The organism is Sanguibacter sp. Leaf3 (assembly GCF_001425965.1).
Taxonomy (GTDB): Bacteria; Actinomycetota; Actinomycetes; order Actinomycetales; family Cellulomonadaceae; genus Sanguibacter; species Sanguibacter inulinus.
On record NZ_LMRH01000002.1, the window covers coordinates 231163 to 254575 of the forward strand.

Consider the following 23413-nt stretch of genomic DNA (forward strand, 5'->3'; position numbering starts at 1 on the left):
CGCGCAGGACCCTTCGACATGGTGGACCACGGGGTCGACGGCTCCTGCCAGAATTCAGGGATGGATGCTTCGACCTACACGCTCACGACAGCCCCGCCCCCGCTCGAGGAGTATCTCGCCCTGCGGCAGCTGTCCGGGCTGACCCCCAAGCGCGCGGAGCAGGCCGGACCGGCCCTGGCGAACAGCTGGGCCTGGCGGACCGTGCAGACGCAGTCGGGGCAGACCGTCGCGATGGGGCGGGTCGTCGGCGACGGCGGCTGGTACTTCCTCGTCGCCGACATGGCCACGCTGCCCGAGCACCAGAAGAAGGGCCTCGGGCGCGCGGTCCTCAGCGCCCTGCTCGACGAGATCAGCGACCGTGCCCCGGCGGGCGCCTACGTGACCCTCATGGCCGACCCACCGGGCCAGCGCCTCTACGAGCAGCTGGGCTTCGAGAGGCCGACCAACGGGTCGATCTCCATGCACCGGCGGATCGGCTGACGAGAGTCAGGAGCGTCCAGCACCGTCGGTGAGTGCGTCGGAGGCGGTCGTCGCACCCGGGACCGAGGCCCCGGCCAGGACAGGCTCCCGGTCGTCGGCCACAGGGACCGGCCCGAGACCCGAGCCAGCAGCCGAGGCCGCGCCGGAGCTGCGCTCACCTCGCTCGATCGCGACGTTCAGCCCACCCAGCACGACGAGCAGCACAGCGGCTGCGACGGGGAGCACGAGCGCGACGTCGACCGAGACACGCTCGGCGACGGCGCCGGTGATCGCCGAGGCGAGAGCCTGGGCGAGGGTCAGCCCGGAGGCGAGCATCGTCATGGTGGTCGTCGAGCGGCCGGCAGGGCTGCGGTGCCCGGCGAGGGAGAAGATCGTGACGAGCGCGGGACCGACGCCCAGCCCCATGACGAGCAGCGCGACGACGGTCGCGGAGCGGCTGTCGGCGGTCGCGTAGGCGACCGAGCCGGCGGTCATCACCGCGGCGAAGACGAGCCAGCGCCACCGCTGCGAGAAGCGCTCCGGCAGGGCGGCAGCGGCCAGGGCGAGGGCTGCGGAGCCGATGCCGAGCATCCCGTAGAGCAGCCCTGCCTGCGAGCCCTCGCCCTGCGCCTCCATGTCGGCGGTGAGCGAGGTGAGGACCGCGCCGAAGAAGAACCCGATCGCGAAGGTCCCGCCGACCAGGACCATCACCCGGGGGCGCAGCACGGCGGTGAAGGGGGCGCGCTCGACGGCCTCCTCGGCCTCCGAGCTGGTGGCACGCGCCGTCGGGTGGAGGGCGAAGGCGGTGACGAAGACGAGGCTCAGGGCAGCGGCGATCGCGACAGGTGCCCAGGGGGCGAGGAAGGACGCGAAGATCCCGACGAGGAACGGCCCGATGACAAACGCTGTCTCGTCGGCTGCCGACTCGTAGGACATCGCGCGGGAGTAGGTGCGCTGGCGCTGCTGGGGGAGCAGGCGGTCGCGGATGATCGCGATGACGCGGCTGCGGCTCATCGCGGCGGCCTGCGGGGCGCTCAGCCCGATGAGTGCGGCGAGGCCGAGCACGATGCCCGTCGAGGCGCCTGCGAAGACGACCAGCGGGAAGGCTGCGAGCAGCAGGCCGTTGACCAGCCCCACAGGGACGAGGACCTTGCGCTGGCCGAACTTGTCGACGGCGTCTCCGATGAAGGGACCGGCGATCACCACGCCGATGCCCACGGCAGCCGAGGCGAGACCACCCAGGGCGACCGACCCGTGCACCTCGGTGACGAGCGTGAGGACTCCGACGACCATCATGGCGAAAGGGAGCCTGGCGACGAAGGCGAGCGGGAAGTACCACCGGCCTGTGTGCTGGATCAGGGTGAGGGGTGATGTCTGCTGTGCCAAGAGAGCCTCCGCGGCAGCTGGGTGCCGCCTTGCTCTGTCAGCAGGTAGTTGCACATCGGTACGTCTCGAGCCTGTGAGGCTCAGGTGCGGCCCCTGGAGGACCGTTCGCACCGCAGAAGATCATAGCAGCGCAGGTCCCGCGGGCGCAGGGTGAGACCTGTCACCGTGCGGCCGACGGCCGCGTGGCAGCGGCAGCGCCCCACGCACAGAGGGACCGCTGCTCGTGCGCAGCGGTCCCTCTGGTCAGGTGGTGCTCAGGCTGTCTTCTGGAAGTCCGCGTCGTCGGCCTCGAGCTCGGCGAAGGCCTCTTCGGAGCTCCACTCCTGGGGTGCCAGGCTCGGCATCATGGTGGCGAGCTCGCGGTGCCAGGCCGGGAACTGCTGCGGGAAGCAGCGCTCGAGGAGGTCGACCATCGCCGGGACAGCCGTCGACGCGCCCGGCGAGGCACCGAGCAGACCGGCGATGGTCCCGTCGGCTGCGGTGATGAGCTCGGTGCCGAACTCGAGCACACCGTGCTTCTCGGGGTGGCTCTTCATCACCTGGACGCGCTGCCCGGCGGTGATGAACTCCCAGTCCTTCGGGTCGGCCGTCGGCATGAAGTCGCGCAGCGTCTTGAACTTGTTCCAGCGGGACTTCGTCACCTCGCTGATGAGGTACTTCGTGAGGTCCATGTTGTCCTTGGCGACCGCGAGCATCGTGACGATGTTGCTCGGGCGGATCGACAGGAAGAGGTCGAGCAGCGAGCCCTTCTTGAGGAACTTCGTGCTGAAGCCCGCGTACGGGCCGAAGAGCAGCGAGGTCTCGCCGTCGACGACGCGCGTGTCCAGGTGCGGCACCGACATGGGCGGGGAGCCGACGTCGGCCTTGCCGTAGACCTTGGCCTGGTGCTGGGCCACGAGCTCGGGGTTGGTCGTGCGCAGGAAGAGCCCGCTGATCGGGAAGCCGCCGTAGCCCTTGGCCTCGGGGATGCCGGCCTTCTGGAGCAGCGGCAGCGCGCCTCCGCCGGCGCCGATGAACACGAACTTCGCGTCGACGGTGCTGCGGCGCTCGGCGGCGTTCCAGGTGCGGTCGGCGACCTTGAGGCGCCAGGTGCCGTCCTTGCGCTGGCGCAGCGACGTGATCTCGTGCTGGAGGTGCAGCTCTGCACCCGTCGACTCGAGGTAGTCGGTGAGCTTGCGGGTGAGGGCGCCGAAGTTCACGTCGGTGCCCGAGGTCGAGCGGGTCGCGGCGATCGGCTCGTCGGCCGACCGCTCGGCGACGAGCAGCGGCGCCCACTCGCCGACGACAGCCGGGTCGTCGGTGAACTCGAGGTCGCTGAACAGCGGGTGCACCACGAGCGCAGCGTGCCGGCGTCGCAGGTAGTCGACGTTCGCCGCGCCGCGGACGAAGGTCATGTGCGGCGTCGAGGCGATGAAGCCCTCGGGCTCGGGCAGCAGGTCGGCGGAGACCAGGTGCTGCCAGAACTCACGCGAGGTCTGGAACTGCTCGTTGATCGCGACGGCCTTGGTGATGTCGATCGAGCCGTCGGCCTTCTCGGGCGTGTAGTTCAGCTCGCAGAGGGCGGCGTGCCCGGTGCCGGCGTTGTTCCACGCGTTGGAGCTCTCTTGCGCCACGGCGTCGAGGCGTTCGTAGATGCGTATGGACCAGGTGGGCTCGACCAGCCGGATGATGGAACCGAGCGTCGCGCTCATGATTCCGCCACCCACGAGGACGACGTCGACCGGGGTGCTGGGGGTTGCTGTGCTGTCTGCCACGGCTTCGATGCTAAGACTCTGCGCGCTGAGAGCAGGGGTCGAGTGATGAAGATCACGGCCCTCGCAAGATGCTCCGAGGGCCGTGATCAAGGGTCGGAAGTCCTATGACGTCAGGGCCTTCGTGATGCTCTCCGACTCCGACGTGATGGTGGCCTGGTCGACCAGGTCGCTGGCCTCGTCGGTGAGCAGCGTGGTCCACCGGTCGAGGATCTCCTGGGCCGTCCCGTCCGTGACCAGGGACGACGTGAGCTCAGCCGTCGCCTGGTCGACGAGCGCTGCGAAGTCCTCGTCCGCGAGGAAGCGGGTCACGAGGACGTTGTCACCTCCCATCCCGCCACCCATCCCGCCGTCGGGGCGCTGCCCGCCGGCGGCGCCGTCCGGCGGCTTCACGCCTCCAGGCAGCTCCGCGCCGTCGGGAGGCGTGAAGCCCTCGGGCAGCTCGGCTCCGTCGGGAGGTGTGAAGCCCTCTGGCATGTCTGCACGGGGCTGACCGCCGCCCATCCCGTTCATCTGCCCGAAGGCCAGGTTGAGGTCCCAGCTCACCACGGTGAACGCACCCGTCTCGGAGTCGTACCGCAGGAAGGAGTTGTTGCCCGGACCGTCGATGTCGTCAGAGTTTCCGACGATGTCCTGCATCGCGAGGTACGTCGCGAAGGCGTCGACGTCGAGGTGGTCGCTGAGCTCTGCCGCGAAGGTCTCGTCGTCCGACTCGTCGAGGAACTGGAGGAAGTCGATCAGCGGCGTGAGGTCGTCCTCGCCCGAGGGGCTCTTCTGGCTGAACACGTCCGTGTACGACTCGGGGGCGTCGCCGCGGTAGCTGTAGTCGCCGCCAGACTGCGCCTTGTAGAGGATGCCGTCGGTGTCGAAAGACGCCGCGTCCCACGCGTCGTCAGGGTCTTCGACCACCAGGCGCAGGGTCTCGTCGGAGCCGTTCACCGAGAAGCGCGTCGCGATGGCCTCCTCGGTCGCGAGCCCCGCAGCGCCGAGCATCTCGAGGGCCACGGCCTCGTTGAGCGACGTCTCGGACGTGCTGGACCGCACGACGAAGTCTGTCGTCCCGTCGAGGTCCTGCCCGTCGACGAACTTGTCGAGCCGGATGAGCCACGGGACGTCCTGTGCCGGGGTGTCTGTGCTGACCGCACGCAGGGACGAGTTGCCCTTGAGGCGCAGGCCGACGTCCTCGAAGGTCTGGCCGTCGATGGTCACCGTGGCGGTCAACCACTCTTTGCTGTCCTCGGCGGAGTAGGTCGCGATCATCGCCGCGAGCTCCTCCTCGTCGACCTCGACCGAGATGGTGTGCACAGCCGTGGAGTCCCAGACCGTGTCCTCCACGTCGCTCGCCGTGCGCACCGAGGAGTCGCCCCACGTCCCCGTGGACTCGGTCCCCGTGCCCGAGGCGGTGCTCGCGGAGTCGTCGCTGCTGCACGCGGCGAGAGACCCGAGGGCCAGGACGGACCCTACGGCGAGCGCCGTGAAGCGGCGAACAGTGCGGCTGCGGCTGCGGCTGCGGGTGGACGTGCGTGACAGGTCGGTCGACATCTGGTGCCCTTCTGCGGAGCGGTCTGGGAAGGGCACCACCTCACCGCCTGCGCCTTCGCGGACCGTCAGCGTGGGCTGTGCGCAGGCTGTGCAGACGAGAGGGCCCCGCCGTCGGCGGGGCCCTCGGGGTGGGCGGGGGACCGGGTGCTCAGGCCTCGACGGCGTGCGCCGGGGAGATCTGCGAGGCCGTCCCGGCGTGGGAGACCTCGATCTTGCGCGGCTTGGCGTCTTCGCTCACCGGGATGGTCAGGGAGAGGACACCGTCGGCGTAGGAGGCCGAGATCTTGTCGAGGGCGAGCCCTCGTCCGACGGTCAGCTGACGGGCGAAGGTCCCCGAAGGCCTCTCGCGCACGAGCCAGTCTGCCGACGACGAGCGGGCCGACCTCTCCGCGCGGACCGTCAGGGTGCGGTCTTCGACGGACACGTCGATCGTCCCAGGGTCGACTCCCGGCAGGTCGACGGACATGACGTAGTGGTCGCCCTCGCGCAGCAGGTCCATCGGCATGCTGGTCGCGGTGCGGGCTGTCGGCAGGGCCGAGGTCAGGAGTCGTTCCATCTCCGTGAACGGGTCGATCCGTGCAGCCATCACGCATCACCTCCTCGTCACAGGTCCCGGATCTCGGGACCGGTCGTGGTCTCGGGCGCCTGCCGCCCGAGGTGGCTACAGACAGTTTTTTAGCACTCGAGATCGGCGAGTGCCAAGCCAGGATCCGTTCGCTGTGAGCGAACAACGGCGCGACGGCGGACCGTCTCGGGGTGGGTGCTGGCGGCACCCTCAGTGGGTGTCCACCTGCCGTCCATCTCCGTGCCACCCGGGGTTCCTCGGCTGCACCTACGGCCTGCACAGCCGGGTCATAGGTCTGCTGCCTAGACATGACCCATCACGCCAGCACCACCCTCTGAACCCTGGAGCCCTCATGCCGAACCTGTGGATCGTCGCGGTCGACCTCGTCGCCATCCTCGTCCTCACCTATGCCGTCTACTTCCGCCGTCACCGCCGCAGCGAGATGCTGCTCGCGTACATCGGGCTCAACGTCGGGGTCCTCGCCGTGACGAGCGTGCTCGCGACGTCGACGGTGGGTGCAGGTCTGGGGCTCGGGCTCTTCGGGGTGCTGTCGATCATCAGGCTGCGGTCCTCCGAGCTCGCCCAGGAGGAGGTCGCGTACTTCTTCGCCTCCCTCGCCCTGGGGCTCATCGCCGGGCTCCAGCCTGACCCGTGGTGGATCGCACCGCTGTTCAGCGCCGCGCTGATCGTCGTGATGCTCCTCGTCGACTCCAACCCGAAGACTGCCGGCTACAGGCGCCAGGTCGTCACCCTCGACACGGTCTACCCCGACGAGCCCCAGCTGACCGCGCGACTCGAAGACCTCCTCGGCGGCACGGTGCGCCGCGTCGTCGTCCAGGAGACAGACCTGGTGCGAGACCTGCAGCGCGTCGACGTCCGCTACGTCGTCCGGCCCACGGTGACGACACGCTCCCCGCTGCTGGCCTCGACCCTGCCGGCCCGTAGCACCGCTGACGCCCCGTCCCTCGGCGCCGGGGCCTTCGCCTCCGACGTCCCCGAGTCGCTGCGCCCTGCGGCCCGCCGCGCGGGGCACACAGGCGGGGCCTCGTCCGACGCCCTGCTCGCGGCAGACCGCGCGACCGACGCGGCGGTGCGCTCGTGACGACGCCCGACGTCGTGCCTACAACACCCACGGCACCCTCGGCACCGTTGGCGCCCTCGGCATCGTCGGCCGCTGACCTCAGGCTCACCGATCTCGTCTCGGGCTTCGGGGCCGTCGACCTCACCGAGGTCCAGGAGCTTGCCGACCTGCAGACGCGGGTCGACCGCAAGTACGTCGTCCCGACGAGCGTGCTCGCCGACCTGCTCGCGGACCACCAGGGTCTGCGAGTCCTCGAGATCGACGGGCGGCGCAGGTTCGGCTACGAGTCGGTGTACTTCGACACCCCCGCCCTCCAGTCGTACCGGAGCGCTGCCCACGGGCGCCGTCGCCGCTTCAAGGTGCGGACCCGGACCTACGCAGACTCGGGGGAGTGCGTCTTCGAGGTCAAGGTCAAGGGTGGACGCGGCGAGACGGTCAAAGAGCGGCTCGCCTACGACCGTGCCTCGGCCGCGTCGATCGACCCGCAGGCACGCGCCTTCGCAGCGACGGTGCTGCAGCAGGCGCTCCCCGACGCGCGACGCGTCGTGGCAGCCCTCGCGCCGACGCTCGTCACCACCTACGACCGCACGACCTTCGTCGACCCTGTCGCCGGGACACGACTGACCTGCGACGCGGCGTTGCTGTGCACGCCTGCGCCGCAGGACCGGTCGGAGCTGGCGGCGGAGGGCGGGTACAGCACGGCGGGTCACGCAGGCCTGGGCGACCAGGTGGTGCTCGAGAGCAAGTCGCCCGGGACCGCCACTGCCGTCGACCGGTGGCTGTGGGCACGCGGTCACCGCCCGGTGAGCCTCAGCAAGTACTGCGTCGGTCTGGCTGCCCTCGACGCCGCGCTGCCCTCGAACCGGTGGAGCCGCACGCTGCGACGGCACGTGGTCTGATGCACCGGCGACCGACCTGCTCCGCGCTCACGGCTCAGGCGTTCTCCCGCACCACGTCAGACGGCGACTTGTCCGTCCGCCACCCGCGCCACACAGGGTGGCGGAGTCGTCCCTGGGCGGTCCAGCCGCTCACGGCGACCTCACCGACCCTGTCCGCACGGACCCAGTGCGCGTCGCGCGCGTCGGCCGCGGGGACGTCGTCGACCGGTGGCGTGGCACGCGGGTGGCGGGCCAGCTCTTCGGCCAGCCGTCCGAGCGTCGCCTCGGTGAAGCCTGTGCCGACCCGGCCCGCGTACCGGAGCGTCCCGGAGTCGTCGGGCACGGCGACCAGCAGGGAGCCGAGGGTCTCGGCACGTGCGCCGTTTCCGGTGCGCCACCCGACGACCACCACCTCCTGCGTCTGCACGTGCTTGACCTTGACCCAGGTGTGGGCCGGTCGCCCCGGCCTGTACGTGCTCGACCTGCGCTTGGCGACGATCCCCTCGAGACCCAGCTCCTTGCTCGCTGCCAGCGCGGTCGCGGCGTCCGAGGTGAAAGCAGGCGGCACGTGCACGGGTCCGGACTCGGTGACGACCTCCTCGAGCGCTGCGCGTCGCCCGTCGTACCCGACCCGCGTCAGCCGGCGACCAGCACGCTCGACGAGGTCGAAGGCCATGTAGTCGACCTGCTGGGCCTTCTGCGCCGCGGCGACGTCCCGGCGGGCCGTGAGGTTCATGCGCGTCTGCAGCCGGCCGAAGTCAGGTCGGCCCCCGCGGTCCAGGGCGACGATCTCGCCGTCGAGCACCACGTCTTCCGTCACGCACGACGACAGCACCTCGAGCTCGGGGTACGAGGCCGTGAGGTCGTTGCCGTTGCGGCTCGTCAGGCGTACCGACCCTGGGGACCCCTCACGGTCCGCGACCACTGTCGCGATCGCGCGGATCCCGTCCCACTTCATCTCGAAGGCCCAGTCGTCCTCGTCGAGGTCCTCGACCGACCCGGGGGTCGCGAGCATGGGCGTGATCGGCTTGGCAGAACCGCTGCTGCTGCCGCCACTGCCGCTCGCACCGTCGCGCACCTCCGTCGCGGTGTCCTCGGCCGCCCCGTCGCCCGTGCCCTCTCCAGACCCGTCCGAGGAGCCACCCGTGCCACCGCCCGCGCGACGCCGGGCGCCGTGGGAGCCTGCACCCTCGTCGGCCATCTTGTGCACGAGCCACGAGTTACCACCCCCGGTGTGCGCCGTGTGGATCAGCGCGAGGCGTCGCGACCCACGGTCGGTCCCGCCCGAGCCGTCGCTGTGCAGGGTGACGATGACCTCTTCGCCCTCGCGCCACTTGTGCAGGTCGTAGGTGCCGCGGTCCCAGATCGACACTGTGCCGGCGCCGTACTCGCCCTTCGGGATGGTGCCCTCGAAGCTGCCGTACTCGAGCGGGTGGTCTTCGGTCTGCACACCGAGCCTGTTGTGGGTCGTGTCGACGGGCTCACCCTTGGGCAGCGCCCAGCTGACGAGCACACCGTCGTGCTCGAGCCTGAAGTCGTAGTGCAGCGCCCGCGCGTGGTGCTCCTGGATGACGAAGGTCGGCGCGGCAGCCTCCTCGCCGTCGGACGTCGCAGCAGGTCCCCCGGACGGAGCCTCGGGGACCGGCTCAGGTGTCTTCGACGCGTCGCGCTTCGACCTGTACACCTCGAGCCGGTCGGTCCGCTCGAAGCCGGCCATGCGCTCGGCCGTCGGCTCGAGCGCCGCGTGCCCGCCGGTGAGCAGCGGCGCGAGCAGGTCGCCGTCGCGCTCGAGCCTGGCGACCACCTCGTCGGCGAGGAGGTGCTCGAGGCCTCCTGCCTCGAGCTCGGCCCACGTGCGGGGCGCGGCGACGTAGGGCTTGTCCCGGCCACGCAGCGAGTACGGGCTGATCGTCGTCTTGTTGCGGTTGTTCTGCGACCAGTCGACGAGCACCTTGCCCTCGCGCAACGACTTCTTCATGTCTGAGACCACCATGTCGGGGTGGTCGGCCTGGAGCGCCCGGGCGAGCTCGTGCGCGACGGCGCTGACGGCGTCGGAGTCGTGGGCCCCGTCGAGCGCCGCGTAGAGGTGGATCCCCTTGGACCCGCTCGTCACGGGGAAGGGCTCGAGGTCCATCCCCGTGAGGATCTCCCGCGCCCACAGCGCGACCTGCACGCACTCGTCCAGGCCGGTCCCCGGGCCAGGGTCGAGATCGAGGACCAGCCTGTCGGGCCTGTGCTCGACCCCGGTCCGGCCGAACCTCCACTGCGGCACGTGGATCTCGAGGGCGGCGACCTGACCCAGCCACGTGAGCGTCGCGAGGTCGTCGACGAGGGGGTAGGTGTTGACGTGGTCGGAGTGCTGGATGTCGCGCCTGTGCACCCAGTCGGGAGCAGAGTCGTCGAGGTTCTTCTGGAAGAACACCGGCCCGCCCGTGCCGTGCACCCACCGCTTGCGGGTCGCCGGACGCCCCGTCGCGTGGGCGACGAAGGGCTGGGCGACCGCAGCCAGGTAGGCGAGCACGTCGGCCTTGGTGGTCCCCGTCTCCGGGTAGATCACCTTGGACAGGTTGGTCAGCGTGACCTTGTGCCCGTCGATGGTCACGGTCTCGCGCCGCGAGCCGCCGGTGCTGTCGTCGTCGGGCACAGGGACCTCCGTCGGGTGTCGGGTACGTGGACCGTCTCTCGGCAGCCGTGCCGCCCGGGTGGGTCCGCCCGCGTCGTGCGGCGGACCGTTGCTGACAGACCCATCATGGCCACGGGTGCGACCCTCGGCATCCGGGAGCATCATGGGGTGATGCGAGCGATCTGGAAGGGTGCCGTCACGTTCGGGCTCGTCAACGTGCCCGTCAAGCTGTACAGCGCGACCGAGGACCACGACGTCGGCCTGCACCAGGTGCACGACACCGACGGTGGCAGGATCCGCTACCAGCGCCGGTGCGAGGTGTGCGGCAAGGTCGTCGACTACGGGCACATCGCCAAGGCCTACGACGACGGGGAGCGCACGGTCGTCCTCACCCCGGACGACCTCGACGCGCTGCCCGTCGAGCGCAGCCGCGAGATCGACGTGGTCGAGTTCGTGCCGCGCGACCAGATCGACCCGATCATGTACGAGCACGCCTACTACCTCGAGCCCGACTCCAAGTCGGTCAAGTCGTACAGGCTGCTCGTGCGGACCCTCGAGGAGAGCGACCGCGTCGCCGTCGTGTCCTTCTCCCTGCGTCAGCGCACCCGGCTCGCGGCGCTGCGCGTGCGGGGCGACGTGCTGCTGCTCCAGGTCCTGCGCTGGGACGACGAGGTCCGCGAGCCGGAGTTCCCCTCCCTCGACGAGACGCCGCGCATCACCGCGAAAGAGCTCGAGATGGCCTCGGCGCTCGTCGCGAGCTTCGAGAGCGACTTCGAGCCCGAGAAGTTCACCGACGAGTACCAGGTGCAGCTGCGCACCCTGATCGACGCCAAGCTCGAGCACGGCGACGCCGTCGACACGGCCGCGACCTTCGGCGAAGAACCCGACGAGGAGAAGGAGGACGGGGCCGAGGTCATCGACCTCATGGAGGTCCTGCGCCGCAGCGTCGAGCGCTCGCGCGGGTCAGGGTCGTCGGGCACGTCGGGCGACGGCAGCTCGGACGACTCCTCGGGTGACGGTGCTGAGAAGAGCTCGAGCTCCAGACGCAGCCCGGCCGAGAAGACACCGGCGAAGACGAGCACTGCGAAGACGAGCGCTGCGAAGAAGCCAGCAGGCTCTGGTGCCTCAGGCACCAAGGACTCCGGCTCGGCCTCGAAGGCCCCGGTCAAGAAGACCACCGCGCGGGCGACCGCGACGAAGGCGACGTCAGGCTCCGCGAAGAAGACCCCGGCGAAGAAGACGGGCTGAGAGTCCCGGCCTCGTCGGCGGTCGGCCCGGGCGCAGGTCCGTGGGGAGAGCCGCGATGGGGAGGCGCTCCCCGGCCCACCACGGGGCCCGTGCTCAGGGGGAGGGCCCCGCTATCCGGGAGTGCCTCGCTCAGACCGACGTGGTACCGACGTCCCCGTCGTCGAGCTCGGGCGGGAGGTTCTCGTTCGGGCCAGCCTCGGGCGGCCGCGGCTCGTCCTGCGGGTAGGCCCGCACGGCGACGATCGCGATGTCGTCGTCGGCGCGACCTGGCACCAGCGTCGTGAGCACGTGGTCGCACAGCTCGTCGAGGTCGTCGTCCTGACGGTTCTCGAGCGTGCGGACCAGCGCCTCGACGCTCGCGGTCATCGTCCGGTTGCGGCGCTCGATCAGCCCGTCCGTGTAGAAGATCAACGTGTCGTTGTCGGCGAGGGTGATCGTGAAGTCGTGACGCTGGTGGTCGGGGATGATCCCGAGGATCAGGTCGTTCTGACGCCGCAGCACCTCGACGGACCCGTCGGCGCGCAGGATCACGGGCGGCGGGTGACCGGCGTTCGACCAGCGGATGGTGCGGACCCGTGACCGCAGGTCGGCACGGTCCTGCTCGATCCGCGCGACGATCGCGCTCGCTGTCGCGGTCTGCCCGAGGTTGAGCCCGTGGATCGCGTTGTCGGATCGCATGAGCACCTGCGAGGGCACCTCGCCGCGGTCGTAGGCGATCGAGCGGATGATGCCGCGGATCTGCCCCATCGCGGCCGCCGCGTGGTGGTCGTGCCCGGTGACGTCGCCGATCACGAGGACCGTCGAGCCGTCGTCGGTGAGGAAGGAGTCGTACCAGTCGCCGCCGATCTCGAGGTCGTCGGAGGCCGGGTGGTAGCGGACCACGATGTGCAGGTGGTCGGGCTCGGGGGGAGAGGTCAGCAACGAGTGCTGGAGCGCGACAGAGGACTCGCGGGTGCGCTCTGCCTCGCGGGCGGCGAGCTCGGCGTAGGCGTTGAGCAGGTCGATCTCTCGGCGCAGGTCGGTCGCTGCTCCGAGAGCGGCGCTCACCGTGGACGCGACGAGCATGAGGAAGGCACGCTGGGCTGCGTCGTAGGGCCTGCGCACGCTCCCCTTGAGGACGAGGACACCGTGCGCGGCCTGCTCGTCGGCGCGCGAGAGCGGGGCGACGAGCGTCGGGCTCAGCGAGACGGGCAGCCGGGTCGTCCACGCCTTGCGGACCACCTCTGCGTCGACCAGCTCGCTGTGCACGAGGTCTGTCGCCCCGGCCAGCACCAGGTCGCCGCCCTCGGCCAGGTGCAGCTCGGCCCGTGCGATGTCGTCGCTGTCGCGCAGCACGTCGAGCACAGCCGCCGACAGCCCCGTGATGCTGCTGCGGTGCTCGGTCATGGTGGCGTGCAGCTGGTCGATGGTCTTGAGACGGCGGCGGTCCACGACCGAGGCCGTGGTCTCGGAGGTGATGTTGAGGATCCCGAGGACGGCGCCGGTCTCGTCGGTGATCGGGCTGTAGGAGAACGTGAAGTGGGTCTCCTCGTCGAATCCTGACCTGTTCATGACGAGCAGCTGGTCGACCTCGCCCACGGAGCGCCCGGTCTGCTCGACCTCCTCGAAGAGCCCGCCGACGTAGTCCCAGATCTCCGCCCAGACCTCTTTGGACGGACGGCCCATGGCGTTGAGGCGCTTGTCGGTCCCGAGCATGTCCCGGTAGCCGTCGTTGTAGATCATCGTGTACTCGGGGCCCCAGGCGATCATCACCGGGAAGGTCGTCGAGAAGCACAGCTGCACGGCCTGCCGCAGGGCAGGGTGCCAGGTCGAGGGACGACCCAGCGGCGTCTGGTCCCAGGCGAGCTCTTTGGCCGCCATGCCCATCACGCTGTTCTTCGTCGCCTCGGCGAACCACAGTGAATCCACGTCGACACAGTAGTGGAGCCGCCTGACACCAGCGACCACCTGGCCGGTGCCCAGCTGTGACCTGCGGCGTCGTCCCGGTACCGGGTCGTGTGCACCCGGAGTTGTCCACAGGCGCCGGGTCGCGAGAGGGGGAGGTCGCACCTACGGTCAGGTCGACTGTCCTTTCTCCATGTCCTCCGACGTACGGGAGCCCCCTGTGTCCACGACTGCCCGCGACGGTGCGCGCACCCTCCCGCTGCCGACCCCCCGAGGTCCGGTGAGCGAGGCGCTGCTCGCGCTGCTCGTCCTCGACCCTGTCGACGCCCCGCAGTCCGCCCGCGACACCTTCGACGAGGCCGTCCGGTCCGCACCGGCCGTCGTCGACCCTGACGTCCTCCTGACGCAGGACCACGATGTCCAGCTCGCGCTGTTCTGCCTCTACGAGCTCCACTACCGCGGCATCGAGGACGTCAGCGACGACTGGGAGTGGGACCCGTCCCTCCTGGCCGCCCGTGCGGTGATCGAGCGCGCCTTCGAGGCAGAGCTCCGCAGCCGTGTCGAGATGCCTGAGCTGCCCGCGCCGGACCGCGCCTCGGTTGCTGAGGCCCTCTTCGACCTCACCTCGCAGGACTCCGGCCCTGGGCTGTCGCACTTCGTCGCCAAGAAGGCGACCGAGGAGCAGCTCCGCGACCTCCTCGTGCACAGGTCCGTCTACCAGCTCAAGGAGGCCGACCCGCACACCTGGGCAATCCCCCGGCTCGGGGGAGCGCCGAAGGGTGCGCTCGTCGAGATCCAGACCGACGAGTACGGCGGCGGCGACCCCGCGCTCATGCACGCAGCACTCTTCGCCCAGACCATGCGTGGCATGGGCCTCGACGACTCCTACGGCGCGTACGTCGACCACGTCGACGCCGCGACCCTCGCCTCGGTCAACCTCATGTCCTTCTTCGGGCTGCACCGCCGGCTGCGCGGGGCCATCGTGGGGCACCTCGCGGCCTTCGAGATGACCTCGTCGATCCCCAACCGCCTCTACGGCAACGGCTTCAGGCGCACCGGGCACGACGCCGCGACGACGCGGTACTTCGACGAGCACGTCGAGGCTGACGCCGTCCACGAGCAGATCGCCGGGCGCGACCTGGCCGGGCGCCTCGCCGAGGACGACCCGTCACTGCTGCCCGACATCGTCTTCGGGGCCGCGGCCTGCCTCGCGGTCGACGGGTGGGCGGCTGCCGCGCTCCTCGCCTCGTGGGAACGCGGATCCCTCGCGCTGCGGTCCGTGGCATGACCTGGGCCGCGGGGTCGGGTGCAGCGCCGGATCTCCACGCAGGTCAGACGGGTGCGCCGCTGGCCGCCGTCGCGCCTCTCGAGGGCGACGTCACGGTGACCCTGTGCCCGGACGGGCCGCTGCTCCTGCGTGGACCGGCCACGCTCCTCGGCCCCGACGGTCAGCCGCTGCCGCGGTCGCGCAACGTCGTCGCGCTGTGCAGGTGCGGTGGCTCAGCCATCAAGCCCTTGTGCGACGGCACGCACAAGGTCAACGGCTTCAGGTCTGACGACGCCTGAGGGGCAGGTCGGACCAGGCGGCCGAAGTGTGCTGCGGGGCGCGACCGAGGCCACCAAGAGCTGAGCCCAGGGGCGGACCGTCGTCAGGACTGAGGGATCTCGGCCGAGGCGCCGGGCCGACCCTCGGGCGTGGCGTGGGCCGGGGAGAATCGCGCCCAGATGTGCTTGGTGGTCTCCGAGACGTACCAGCCGACGTCGAGCGCGAGCTGCTGGGCCAGCATGAGGCCGAAGCCACCCTCGCCTGGCTCCCGCTCCTCGGCGAGCGCAGGGACGCTCGACGTGTCGTGGTCGGCGACGTCGAGGAGGTGCTCGTCTCCGTTGACCATGAGGGTGACGATCGTCGGCGGCTTCCCGTGGCGCAGCGCGTTCGTCGCGAGCTCGCTCGTCACCAGGACCATCTTCTCGGGGATCTCGTCGAGCGACGAGCTGCCGAGGTACGGGGTGCCCGTGAGCTCGCGGAACAGCGAGCCGCGCAGCTTCGCAAGCCCGTCGACAGAGTCGAGGATCCAGTGGCGCACCTCGGTGAAGTCGGCTGGGGGCCGTGCTGACCTGATCTCGCTCACAAGGAAGGCCCTTCGTGGTCTCGGGCGGTCGACGCTCGGGGACGCCGTCGCCGCGCTGGTGTCTGCGGTGAACGGCCATCTTGCCACCGGTCCGCGCCGAGTGCGCGCTCAACGCGGGACGTGGCTCGACCGTCCTGGTCACGGTTCACCCGGCCCGCGGACGCCCCCGCTGAGACGACTCCCTGGGCGGCGCTGATGTGCACGGTCTCGTGTGGTCGAGGTAGCGAGGGTCTGAGATAGTTGTGTGCCGAGCACCGACGTGCTCGCAGCCGTACCTGGGGAGACTTCATGGACAACCGCAAGACCACGAGCGGGCGCTTCTCGCTCGACGACGCGTCACCGCACCTGTGGGTGCTCAGCGGCGAGGTCGACGTCGTGGTCAACGCGCGGTTCCGTGAGGTGTGGCCCGCGGACCGTCGCTCCCTCGAGCCTGTCGAGGTCCACATGGGGGACGTCACCTTCATCGACTCGAGCGGTCTGCGGATCCTGTACGAGGCGCTCAAGGTGACCCCGGAGGGCCAGCGCCCGGTCTTGGTGGACGTGCCTGAGCGCGCCCAGTGGATCATCGACGTGACAGGCCTCACCTCGCGCTTCGACTTCCGGACGTCGACGTCGCCGTCTGACGACGACCTGCCCCTCGCGGACCTGGGCTAGCGCTCGGCACGCAGCCGCGACCCGTCACGCGGTCCGACGTCTCCTGCCGTCAGGCACAGTCCTCGTCGCGGCAGAGCAGCAGCAAGGTCGCGTCGTCGTTGGAGTCGGCCGCGTGGGACAGCTCCATGGCGCCGTCGACCCCCGCACCGCCGGCCAGCGCGGACTGGAGCCTCTCGACGCCCACCACGATCGACTCCGTGCGTCGCTCGACGAGACCGTCGCTGAACAGCGCGATCCCGCCACCCTTGGGGACCGTGACGCGCCGCGTCGCGGGCTCGCTGTCGAGGATCCCGAGCGGCGGTGTGCCGAGCGAACGGTCCCACGTCGACGAACTGTCCGGGGCGAGCAGGAGCGGCGGGAGGTGGCCCGCGCAGGAGTACTCGACCTCGCCCGTCGCGAGGTCGAGCACGGCGACCAGGACCGTGGCGTACTGGTCCGGGAGGGTCCAGCGCGCGACGCGGTCGAGCTCGGCGATCGACCGGGCAGGCGACTCTGAGCCGACGAGGATCGCGCGGAGCGCGTTGCGCAGCTGACCCATCGAGGCTGCGGCGGGCAGCCCGTGGCCAGCGACGTCGCCCACGACCGCAGCGAGCCGTCCGCTCGGGAGGACGAGAGCGTCGTACCAGTCACCGCCGACCCGTCCACCGTCGGCGGGCTCGTACCGCGCGGTCACCTGCCACCCTGTCGGCTGGGGGAGCGAGGACGGCAGCATGGACCGCTGCATGGCCTGGGCCGAGCGCAGGTCGCGCTGCCCGCGCAGGTACAAGGCCTCCACGAGGTGGGCGCGCAACGAGGTGGCTGACACGACGACATCGTCCTGCCACGGGATGCTGTGGTCGCGGACGACCTCGCGCCACCGTTCGAAGGACTTGCGCGGGCTCAGACGGACAGAGTCGTCCTCGAGGCGCTCGATGGTCTTGTTGTGCGGGTCGCCGCCCCAGTCGACGTCACGGGTGGCCTCGTGCCGCAGCCAGACGACGGCCTGACCGTCGGGGAGCGTGATCCCGAGGAGGCCCGCAGCGTCGTCGGTCCCCGCGAGCTCGGGTACCGAGGCGACGATGCTGTCGGTCCGCACGAGGTCGTCGTCCTGCTCCAGGACCCACTCGGCGAGCTCACGGCTCTTCTGCGCGTCGGGGGTCTCACCCCGGGTCGAGATCTGGTCGTCGGCGAAGACGACCACGCCGTCGGCCTGCACGAGGTCGAGCAGCAGGTCGGAACCCGTGAGGGCCTGCCCGAGCGGGAGCTCCTCGTCGCGGCTGCGGGCGACGAGGTCGGCCAGCATCCCCGCGGCACGCTGCGAGGCTGCCAGGCGGTCTTCCTCGACCTGCGCGACGAGCCGCAGGGAGAGCGTGGACCCGAGGAACTCTGCGGCGGCGCGCACGCCGAAGGGCGGCTCGTGCGGGCCGGAGTAGTGGTGGCAGGCGATGAGGCCCCAGAGCTTGCCGTCGCGCAGCAGCGAGATCGACATCGAGGCCCGCACGCCCATGTTGCCGAGGTACTCGAGGTGGATCGGCGAGACGCTGCGCAGGGTCGCGTGGGTGAGGTCGAGGGGGGCGCCGGTGATCGGGTTGGCCGTGGGGACGATCTCGGACGGGACGTAGTCGACGTCCGAGATGAGCCGGATCCAGTTCTTCTCGTAGAGCGCACGGGCCTGGGCGGGGATGTCTGTCGCCGGGTAGTGCAGACCGAGGAAGGAGTTGAGACCTTCCCTGTGCACCTCCGCGACGACCTCGCCGTTGTAGTCCTCGTCGAAGGCGTAGATCATCACGCGGTCGAAGCCCGTGAGGTCCCGGACGTGACGGGCCGCGATGTCGAAGACCTCCGCGAGGCTCGAGACGCGGTTGAGGTCGTTCACGGCGTCGCGGACGGCCTGGTACGTGTTGGCGAAGGTGAAGGGGCGCAGGCCCTCGGCAGGCTCGAGCTCGATGACCAGGAGCGAGTCGTCGAGGTCGTCGGGCAGCGGGATCCTGTGCAGGATCGCGTCCATCTCGCGGAGCTGGCCGTCGACCTCGACGGCGACGAGCAGCGGGTTGCGGTCGTGCAGGCGCGGACCTGCAGCCAGGTGACGGCGCACCACGCCCTCGAAGTACGTGCCGAGCCCCTCGCGCAGCGTCGAGCCGAGCAGGGTCTCGCTGGGGCGGCCGAGCAGCTCGGCGACGTTGACGGAGCACTGGACGACGGTGAGGTCGCTCGAGCGGACGACCAGCAGGCACCCGCGGGGCTGCACCCGGCCCGGGATGTGGATGGGCTCGCGCGCGCAGTTGTCGAGGTCGACAGGGGTGTCGGGGGTCAGCAGCGTCTGGCGCGGGGGGAGGGCCGTCACGAGCGAGGGGCGACGTCGGTGCCGGGGTGCATGGGAGAACGATACCCACCCGCGGGCACAGGGCGGCAGCGGTGCCGCTCTGTGCTCGCAGGCTCGGGGTCCGACACGACGTCCCGCGTGCCGCGACCACCCGCGGCCGACTGCCGCTCGTGGTCACGGCCCGGAGGCGTCGCAGGACCGCGGCGGGCTACTGCTCCTCGTGCCCGAGGTCGAGACCCGGGACGAAGGCAGGTGCCTCGTCGAGACCGTCGAGGGTCAGCACCAGCACGGTGTTGCGCCCGGCCACGACGACAGGTGCCGGGACGTAGAGCGTCTGCTGCGGTCCCGCGCTCCAGTACCGCCCGAGGTTGAAGCCGTTGACCCAGACGACACCCTTGCCGAGCCGCGCGGCGTCGAGGAAGAGGTCGGCGGGCTCGTCGACCTCGAAGCTCCCCGCGACGAAGGACGGCCCGAGCACGGCGCCGCCCTTGACCACGGGTCCGCCGTGGGCGCGCACGTCCTCGGTGAGCGGCCCGACGTCGTCGAGGTCGAGGGGCAGGACCTCCCACCCCGTCACCTCGGTGCCGCCGACAGTCACCGGCCCGATGATCCCCTTGTGCTCGCCGAGGCGCGGTCCGTAGTTGACCCGGCCCTGGTCTTCGACGAGGAAGGTCAGCACACCCTCTGGGCCACCGGGGAGCGAGAGCGTCCGCTCGTGGCGCGACCTGTCGAGGGTGCCGACGGCTGACCCGTCGAGCATGGCCTGGGCCCTGTCGCGCACCTCACCGACAGACAGCACGCGCTGCTGCGCGGCGGCCAGCGTCGTGCGGTAGAGCGCGAAGCCCGTATAGCTGTCGACCTCGTCGGTGGTCGGCACGTGCTCCGACGCCGTCCACGAGCCGAGACCCTCGGCAGCGTCGAGGACCGAGAGCGAGAACTCCAGGTCGACCGCGGGGGTCGGCGCAGGGACCCGCTCGGGCAGAGCCTCGTCGCGGACCGGCGCGTAGCGGGCGATGACGTCGCGGAAGGCGAAGAACTTCGCCGTCGGGCTGCCGTCCTCGGCGAGCGGGGCGTCGTAGTCGTAGGACGTCGTGGTCGGCTGGTAGACGCCCTTGTCGTTGGCGCCGCTCGTGAAGCCGAAGTTCGTCCCGCCGTGGAACATGTAGATGTTGACCGACGCACCCGCGGCGAGCAGCTCGTCGAGCTCGCGCGCGGCGTCCTCGGCCGAGGTCGTGTGGTGGTGCGCGCCCCAGTGGTCGAACCAGCCGTCCCAGAACTCTGCGCACATGAGCGGACCCGTCGGCTGGTGCTCGCGCAGGGTGGCGAGGCGCTCGGCGCTGCGCGAGCCGAAGGAGCCCGTGCTGTGCAGCGCGTCGACCGACCCGTCGGCGAGCATCGTCCCGCTCGGCTGGTCGATGCTCGTCAGCGGCACGGTGATGCCGTGCGACCGGGTCAGCGCGACCAGCTTGTCGAGGTACACGTGGTCGGAGCCGTAGGCGCCGTACTCGTTCTCGACCTGCACGAGGACCACCGGCCCGCCCCGGTCCACCTGGAAGGGTGCGACGAGGTCGAGGACGGTGCCGAGGTACTCCGAGACAGCCTCCATGTATAGCGGCTCGTCGCGGCGCACACCCACGGCAGGGTCACGGAACAGCCAGCCCGGCAGACCGCCGTTGTCCCACTCCGCGCAGATGTAGGGTCCGGGGCGCACGATCGCGTGCATGCCCTCGGCCTCGACCAGCCGCAAGAACCTCTCGAGGTCCAGACCGCCGTCGGTCCGGAACTCGCCGCGGCGGGGTGCGTGCGCGTTCCAGGGCACGTACGTCTCGATCGTGTTGAGCCCCATGAGCCGGGCCTTGTGGATGCGGTCGGCCCAGAGGTCAGGGTGCACACGGAAGTAGTGGAGCGCCCCGGAGAGGATCCGCAGAGGCTTCCCGTCGAGCAGGAAGTCGGTCTCGCCGATCACCATCCTGCTGTCCGGCACCTGCGTGCTCGCGCCGCTCATGCGAGCCGCGCCGGGAAGCCGCCCGAGGCGAGCGGGCCCCACGACGTGATGGTCACCCGGATCAGCGACTTGTCCTGCGCGCGCATCGCCTCGCGGTACTCGTCCCAGTCCGGGTGCTCCCCGGCGATCACCCGGAAGTACTCGACCAGCGGCTCGAGCGCCTCCGGCATGTCGAGCACCTCGGCGGTCCCGTCGACCTGGACGTAGGGACCGTCCCAGTCGTCGGACAGGATGCAGAGCATGACGCGCGGGTCACGGCGGGCGTTGGCCGCCTTCGCGCGCTCGGGGTACGTCGACACGACGACCCGGCCCTCGGCGTCGAGGCCGCAGGCGACGGGGGAGGTCTGCAGAGACCCGTCACGCTTGTAGGTCGTGAGGACCGCGCGGTGGCGCGGACGGACGAAGTCGAGCAGCTGCTCGCGGGTGGCACGCTCGGCGCGTGCGACAGTTCTGGCCATGCCCACGAGCCTGCCCGGTGCGCTGGGCTGCGGCAACCCGTTACCGCTGGCTGTGGACAAGTCCGAGCCCCGCGCGGGCCCCCGCCCGTCACGTTAGGATCGTCGGGTTCACCAGACCGGGGAGCAGCACGGACACGTCGGGAGAACGCTCGTGGCACAGCACACCAAGGTCGTCCTGACAGACGACGTCGACGGCGGACCGGCGACCGAGACCGTCCGCTTCGGGCTCGACGGCAGCGAGTACGAGATCGACCTCTCCGCCCAGAACGCCCGCGCGCTGCGCGACGCCCTCGCCCAGCACGTCGGCCACGGCCGCAAGGCCTCCTCGCTCGGCTCGACCCGCGGCTTCACGCGCGTGGTCACCGGCCACGACCCGGCTGCCCTGCGCGCCTGGGCCGACGCCCGCGGCATCGCGCTGCCCGCCCGTGGCAAGAAGATCCCCGACGACGTCGTCGCGCAGTACCGCGCTGCGGGGAACTGATGACCGCTCAGCGCGACACCGTCCGACGCAAGATCTCCAGCTTCTCCGACAGGCTCCCGGTGCCCCCGCGCTGGGTCCGGTACACCCTCGTCAGCCTGCTCGCCGTGATCTCCTGCCTCTGGTTCGGGATCACCACGGCGTCGACCGAGGCGAGCCTCGGACCCCACAACGCCCGCTACGAGGTCACCACCTCCTCCCTCGTGACCGTCGACCTCGGTCCCCTCGGCACCGTCCAGCTCGAGTCGCCCCTGCCTCTCATGCTCGGCGTGCGCGTCACGATCGAGGAGATCCCCGCCGACCTCACGGCGGTCGACTCTGCGACCACGCTCAACGCGCTCGCGGGCGACGTCGACGGGTATCTCCAGTTCTTCTCAGGCCCTGACGCGACCATCTCCTACGTCACCCGCACGCTGCTGACCGACGCCGCCTGGCGGGCCGCCGGGGCGCTCGCGGCGATCCTCGTGGTGGGTTGCGCGGGGTATCTCGCGCTCGGTGCGACCCGGCGGCGCGAGCTCGGCGAGCCCCTCGCCCGCGCGTCGGTGGTCGTCGCCGGCGGTGTGGCTGTCGCCCTCGTCGCGACGACGCTCGTGGTCACCGACCGTGCGAGCACAGCGCTCGACAGGGTCGACGCCCAGGCGTCCCCGGTCTTCGACGGGACGGCTCTCGAGGGGGCGCGCATCACCGGGCGGCTCTCCGGGGTCATCGACACCTACGGCGGCCAGCTGGTCAACGTGTACAGGTCGAACGAGTCCTTCTACGAGACGGCCGACCGCAACCTCGAGACCGCGTGGGCGGACCGCCAGGCCCTCGACGAGCAGCGCACGTCCCTGCTCTGGGACAACGGCGTCTCGGGGCGCGCCGAGCTGCTCGCCGGTCCTGCGGGTGACGACGCGGGCGAGGCCGACGCCTCGGTGACACCTTCCGACGGCACGCCCTCCGACGGAGCGTCCTCGGACGCCGCGTCGGACGCGTCGGCAGACGCCTCGAGCCCTGCCGAGGGCGACGGGACGGACGAACCCGGCGACGAGCCCACGCAGACCCCGTCGACGAGCGACCCCGACGACGTCGTCACGATGCTCATGGTCTCCGACCTGCACTGCAACACCGGCATGAGCCCGCTCATCACCACGGCTGCGATCCTGTCCGAGGCGTCGGTCATCATCAACGGCGGTGACTCGACCATCAACGGCACGGCGGTCGAGAGGTTCTGCGTCGACTCCTTCATCGGGGCCGCGCCCGACGGTGTCGACTGGGTCCAGGCCGACGGCAACCACGACAGCTCGATCACCTCCGACCAGGCGCGCTCGGCCGGGGCGACCGTGCTCGACGGCTCGGTCGTCGACATCGACGGTGTGAGGTTCCTCGGGGACTCCGACCCCAAGGAGACCCGCATCGGGCAGGGGTCGACGTCGGTCGCGGGCGAGAGCTACGAGGAGGCCGGGAACCGTCTGCGCGACGTCGCCTGCTCCGAGGACGACCCGGCCGACATCCTGCTCATCCACACCCCGGGCGTAGGCGAGCCCGTCATGGCCTCGGGATGCGTCCCGATCCAGCTGTCCGGGCACATCCACCACAGGTCCGGTCCGCTCCAGTTCGGCAAGGGCGTGCGGTACGTCAGCTCGACGACGGCCGGCGCGGCCTCCGGTCAGCCGACCATCGGCCCGCTCAACGGCACCGCGGAGATGACGGTCTTCCGCTTCGACCGCGAGCGTCGCGTCATGCTCGACTACCAGGTGATCGCCGTCCAGCCCGACCGCTCGGTCCAGGTCGGAGAGCGCATGACCTTCCCGCCGATCCCCGGCGGCGCCTCGAGCGGGTCGGGTGGCACCGCGGGCGACGGCTCGTCCGACGCGCCCACGGACGCACCGACCGACGTCTCGACGCTCGCCCCGGGCGACACGCCGACTGCCCCTGCTGCCGACCCTGGCGAGGAGACCCCGGGGGAGGTCGACACGTCGGGCTGACGC

19 protein-coding genes are annotated in these 23413 nt (G+C 70.8%); 9 read left to right on the plus strand and 10 right to left on the minus strand.

All coding sequences use genetic code 11. The features are described from left to right. Positions 1 to 60 precede the first annotated feature (60 nt). Positions 61 to 480, plus strand: coding sequence for a GNAT family N-acetyltransferase (locus tag ASG53_RS08515; RefSeq protein ID WP_056131505.1), 420 nt, complete (start codon positions 61 to 63; stop codon positions 478 to 480). A gap of 6 nt (positions 481 to 486) precedes the next feature. Here ASG53_RS08515 and ASG53_RS08520 read toward each other — a convergent pair whose 3' ends face one another. The 4 genes from ASG53_RS08520 to ASG53_RS08535 form a co-directional block, all read right to left on the minus strand. Beyond that, a complete protein-coding gene (locus tag ASG53_RS08520) occupies positions 487 to 1845 on the minus strand; it encodes an MFS transporter (protein ID WP_235533880.1) in 1359 nt (452 codons plus the stop codon). 254 nt (positions 1846 to 2099) lie between these two features. Beyond that, positions 2100 to 3608 carry a malate:quinone oxidoreductase gene (locus tag ASG53_RS08525; RefSeq protein WP_268793428.1) on the minus strand — a complete coding sequence of 503 codons (1509 nt, stop codon included), beginning with the start codon at positions 3606 to 3608 and terminating at the stop codon, positions 2100 to 2102. A 93-nt stretch (positions 3609 to 3701) separates the two neighbouring features. Continuing rightward, complete coding sequence (locus tag ASG53_RS08530) at positions 3702 to 5138, minus strand: CotH kinase family protein (RefSeq protein ID WP_056133918.1); 1437 nt, start codon at positions 5136 to 5138, stop codon at positions 3702 to 3704. Between the two features lie 148 nt (positions 5139 to 5286). Next, the gene (locus ASG53_RS08535; RefSeq protein ID WP_056131511.1) at positions 5287 to 5724 is read right to left on the minus strand and encodes an Hsp20/alpha crystallin family protein; all 438 of its coding nucleotides are present in this window, start codon (positions 5722 to 5724) and stop codon (positions 5287 to 5289) included. 331 nt (positions 5725 to 6055) lie between these two features. Between ASG53_RS08535 and ASG53_RS08540 the strand changes: the two genes are divergently transcribed. After that, on the plus strand, positions 6056 to 6805 hold the full coding sequence (locus ASG53_RS08540) for a DUF4956 domain-containing protein (RefSeq protein WP_082543928.1): 750 nt from the start codon (positions 6056 to 6058) through the stop codon (positions 6803 to 6805). Continuing rightward, positions 6802 to 7683 carry a polyphosphate polymerase domain-containing protein gene (locus tag ASG53_RS08545; protein ID WP_235533881.1) on the plus strand — a complete coding sequence of 294 codons (882 nt, stop codon included), beginning with the start codon at positions 6802 to 6804 and terminating at the stop codon, positions 7681 to 7683. Before ASG53_RS08540 ends, ASG53_RS08545 begins: the two co-directional genes overlap by 4 nt. A gap of 34 nt (positions 7684 to 7717) precedes the next feature. On the opposite strand, the gene ASG53_RS08550 is transcribed toward ASG53_RS08545, so the two are convergent. Continuing rightward, a complete protein-coding gene (locus tag ASG53_RS08550; RefSeq protein WP_056131517.1) occupies positions 7718 to 10306 on the minus strand; it encodes an ATP-dependent DNA ligase in 2589 nt (862 codons plus the stop codon). A 150-nt stretch (positions 10307 to 10456) separates the two neighbouring features. On the opposite strand from ASG53_RS08550, the gene ku reads away from it, so the two are divergent. Beyond that, positions 10457 to 11533, plus strand: a complete 1077-nt coding sequence (ku, locus tag ASG53_RS08555) for a non-homologous end joining protein Ku (RefSeq protein ID WP_056133919.1) — start codon at positions 10457 to 10459, stop codon at positions 11531 to 11533. A 129-nt stretch (positions 11534 to 11662) separates the two neighbouring features. Here ku and ASG53_RS08560 read toward each other — a convergent pair whose 3' ends face one another. Next, positions 11663 to 13441, minus strand: a complete 1779-nt coding sequence (locus tag ASG53_RS08560; RefSeq protein WP_156382723.1) for a PP2C family protein-serine/threonine phosphatase — start codon at positions 13439 to 13441, stop codon at positions 11663 to 11665. A gap of 169 nt (positions 13442 to 13610) precedes the next feature. Here ASG53_RS08560 and ASG53_RS08565 point away from each other — a divergent pair, with 169 nt between their 5' ends. Continuing rightward, complete coding sequence (locus tag ASG53_RS08565) at positions 13611 to 14705, plus strand: iron-containing redox enzyme family protein (RefSeq protein WP_056131521.1); 1095 nt, start codon at positions 13611 to 13613, stop codon at positions 14703 to 14705. Then, positions 14702 to 14983, plus strand: coding sequence for a CDGSH iron-sulfur domain-containing protein (locus ASG53_RS08570; protein ID WP_082543929.1), 282 nt, complete (start codon positions 14702 to 14704; stop codon positions 14981 to 14983). The genes ASG53_RS08565 and ASG53_RS08570 overlap by 4 nt, the downstream gene beginning before the upstream one ends. An 83-nt stretch (positions 14984 to 15066) precedes the next feature. Here the strand turns inward: ASG53_RS08570 and ASG53_RS08575 are convergent, their stop codons facing one another. Continuing rightward, positions 15067 to 15546 carry an ATP-binding protein gene (locus ASG53_RS08575; RefSeq protein WP_056131524.1) on the minus strand — a complete coding sequence of 160 codons (480 nt, stop codon included), beginning with the start codon at positions 15544 to 15546 and terminating at the stop codon, positions 15067 to 15069. A 288-nt stretch (positions 15547 to 15834) separates the two neighbouring features. Here ASG53_RS08575 and ASG53_RS08580 point away from each other — a divergent pair, with 288 nt between their 5' ends. Further along, positions 15835 to 16200: an STAS domain-containing protein gene (locus tag ASG53_RS08580; protein WP_056131525.1), complete on the plus strand. Its 366-nt coding sequence runs from the start codon at positions 15835 to 15837 to the stop codon at positions 16198 to 16200. A 49-nt stretch (positions 16201 to 16249) separates the two neighbouring features. Here the strand turns inward: ASG53_RS08580 and ASG53_RS08585 are convergent, their stop codons facing one another. The 3 genes from ASG53_RS08585 to ASG53_RS08595 all read right to left on the minus strand — a co-directional run bounded on the left by ASG53_RS08585 (position 16250) and on the right by ASG53_RS08595 (position 20965). Next, positions 16250 to 18523 carry a SpoIIE family protein phosphatase gene (locus tag ASG53_RS08585; RefSeq protein ID WP_056131528.1) on the minus strand — a complete coding sequence of 758 codons (2274 nt, stop codon included), beginning with the start codon at positions 18521 to 18523 and terminating at the stop codon, positions 16250 to 16252. A gap of 187 nt (positions 18524 to 18710) precedes the next feature. Beyond that, positions 18711 to 20507, minus strand: a complete 1797-nt coding sequence (locus ASG53_RS08590) for a glycoside hydrolase family 35 protein (protein WP_235533882.1) — start codon at positions 20505 to 20507, stop codon at positions 18711 to 18713. Then, on the minus strand, positions 20504 to 20965 hold the full coding sequence (locus tag ASG53_RS08595) for a PPOX class F420-dependent oxidoreductase (RefSeq protein ID WP_056131531.1): 462 nt from the start codon (positions 20963 to 20965) through the stop codon (positions 20504 to 20506). Before ASG53_RS08595 ends, ASG53_RS08590 begins: the two co-directional genes overlap by 4 nt. 151 nt (positions 20966 to 21116) lie before the next feature. Between ASG53_RS08595 and ASG53_RS08600 the strand changes: the two genes are divergently transcribed. Continuing rightward, a complete protein-coding gene (locus ASG53_RS08600; RefSeq protein WP_056131534.1) occupies positions 21117 to 21446 on the plus strand; it encodes a histone-like nucleoid-structuring protein Lsr2 in 330 nt (109 codons plus the stop codon). After that, positions 21446 to 23410 (plus strand): metallophosphoesterase family protein, encoded by a 1965-nt coding sequence (locus tag ASG53_RS08605; RefSeq protein WP_056131537.1) that lies wholly within the window; start codon positions 21446 to 21448, stop codon positions 23408 to 23410. The genes ASG53_RS08600 and ASG53_RS08605 overlap by 1 nt, the downstream gene beginning before the upstream one ends. Positions 23411 to 23413 lie beyond the last annotated feature (3 nt).